Raw genomic sequence first — 2,296 nt, forward strand, 5'->3', positions numbered from 1 at the left:
TTAGCCGTTAGCCGTTAGCCAGAATAAATTCCAAATATGCTAACAAGCAAGGCGCCTATAATAAATTTAACCACGGAGCTTATTTGGGTTGTAGACGTAGAGCTTGCTCACGTTAGAAGCGCAGCTTCTCATGGTTTTAAAATATAATAACCAATGTAAAAGCGCTCCTTTTATACGCCAACAAGCTGCGCGTCTACTTGGCGATGATTGCAACTCTGTGATTTTAATCGAAGCAGTGAAGCCTGCTTATACAACACTGCCTAATCTAAATTTGCTAAAATTTGCTCGCCAAACCACTCTGTAATTAAGCGTTTTTCATAAAAAAACGGCTCGTCGCGACCCATTTTAATTTTATCCATAAAGCCCATGTCTTTCAGCTCTACGCCGTTTGCTTCACTTATTACACTACCATCGTTATCTACAAGCGAGTAATTGAGCTTAATGCGCGGAAAATAAATAGGTTTTACTACGCGTATTTCATCCATACCGCCATAGCGTACATCGCCTGCTAAATCGATATCGGTTATTTCTAAATTTAGCTTATAACCTTTTGGCAACTGCTCGGCGAGTTTAGAAAAGTGTTTTTCGAACTGAGTAGCAATTTGTTTGTGGTACGACGCTTTGCCCTGGCTAGAAGCGCGCACATCGCGGTAGTCTTTAAAATCTTGCCACTTAACTACAGATTCTCCAGCGTGTGCAAATGCAGGTAATGTAATACACATTGCCATAGCGATTGTTTTAACTGAATTCATAGCATTCTCCAAAGGGGCAGTACTAATTATTTAGACTTAGCCCATTAATATAACTAATAATCTTAGCAGTGATTGATTAACTATAACTTAATGCGACATTTAAACTACTTTATATGCATTTAACTATATGACCCCTCTTAATAATAAAAGTTACAAATAAAGCATGTAAATCATCACAACTTATGGTGAAATTAAGATAATTGAAAAAGGTATCCACGGAGCATTCATGGCAATTTTAGTAACAGGCGGCGCAGGCTATATAGGCTCACACACCGTTTTAGAACTTTTACAGCAAGGCAGCGAAGTTGTTGTTGTTGATAATTTAAGTAACGCATCAAAAGAGTCGCTTGCACGCGTAAAGCAAATTACAGGCAAAGAAGCCACATTTTACCAAGGTGACATTCTTGATAAAGTTTTTTTAGATGCCATTTTTGCAAGGCACACCATAGAGAGCGTAATTCATTTTGCGGGCTTAAAGTCGGTTGGTGAGTCGGTGGCTAAACCTGTTGAGTACTATCAAACAAACGTACAAGGTACGCTAACACTTGTGGATGCCATGCGTGATGCAGGTGTATTTAAACTCGTATTTAGCTCATCAGCAACCGTTTACGGCGACCCTGCAAGCTTACCGATTAAAGAAGACTTCCCGGTAGGTGGCACAACAAACCCGTATGGCACATCAAAACTGATGGTTGAGATGATGCTACAAGATATTGCTAAATCAGATGAACGCTTTGCGTTTGCTATTTTGCGTTACTTTAACCCTGTGGGCGCACATGAGTCGGGATTAATTGGCGAAGATCCTAACGGTATACCAAATAACTTACTGCCCTTTATTGCCCAAGTTGCGGTAGGTAAATTAAAACAGCTTGCTGTGTTTGGTGATGACTACGACACCGTTGATGGCACCGGCGTGCGCGACTATATTCACGTTGTAGATTTAGCGATGGGTCACTTAAAAGCGCTTGATAAAATTGCCAACAATACCGGCGCGCTGGTATATAACCTTGGCACAGGCAATGGTTACTCTGTGCTGCAAATGGTTAATGCCTTTATAAAAGCCAGCAACCAAGACGTACCTTATCAAGTATCACCTCGCCGCCCTGGCGATATTGCTGCATGCTACGCCGCGCCAGAAAAAGCACTTAATGAGCTAGGCTGGAAAGCAGAACGCGGAATAGATGCCATGATGGAAGATACATGGCGCTGGCAGTCAAATAACCCTAATGGTTATAAAGGTTAATTAAACGCTTTGCCTGCTGCCCAAGCAGGCAAATAATCTACAAGTAAATTTAATCACCGTGCTAATCATTTATCAACGAGAGATACAAGACGTAAAGCTTGCTTAGGGTTGATGCAAAGCTTCTCATAGCTTTATCAAAGGGGTTTAACACAACGTAAAAGCGCTGCTTTTAAACGCCAGCAAGCTGCGCGTCAATAACTATTACCTCTCCTTCATTTCTCTGTGTTCTCTGTGGTAATAAAATGACTTTCGTTGTTTGCTTAAAAACAAATTTACCACCGAGGGCACCGAGGCGCTGCGC

General features: G+C 41.3%; 2 protein-coding genes. One reads left to right on the forward strand and one right to left on the reverse strand.

Annotation, left to right across the window (positions count from 1 at the left end; all coding sequences use genetic code 11):
* Window positions 1–260: 260 nt before the first annotated feature.
* Window positions 261–752: a DUF3016 domain-containing protein gene (locus CWC17_RS17410; RefSeq protein WP_138614312.1), complete on the reverse strand. Its 492-nt coding sequence runs from the start codon at window positions 750–752 to the stop codon at window positions 261–263.
* Window positions 753–978: 226 nt separating this feature from the next.
* On the opposite strand from CWC17_RS17410, the gene galE reads away from it, so the two are divergent.
* Complete coding sequence (galE, locus tag CWC17_RS17415) at window positions 979–1,995, forward strand: UDP-glucose 4-epimerase GalE (RefSeq protein ID WP_138614314.1); 1,017 nt, start codon at window positions 979–981, stop codon at window positions 1,993–1,995.
* The last annotated feature ends 301 nt before the right edge of the window (window positions 1,996–2,296 follow it).

Source organism: Pseudoalteromonas sp. S3785 (assembly GCF_005887365.1).
In the GTDB taxonomy this organism is placed as follows: Bacteria; Pseudomonadota; Gammaproteobacteria; order Enterobacterales; family Alteromonadaceae; genus Pseudoalteromonas.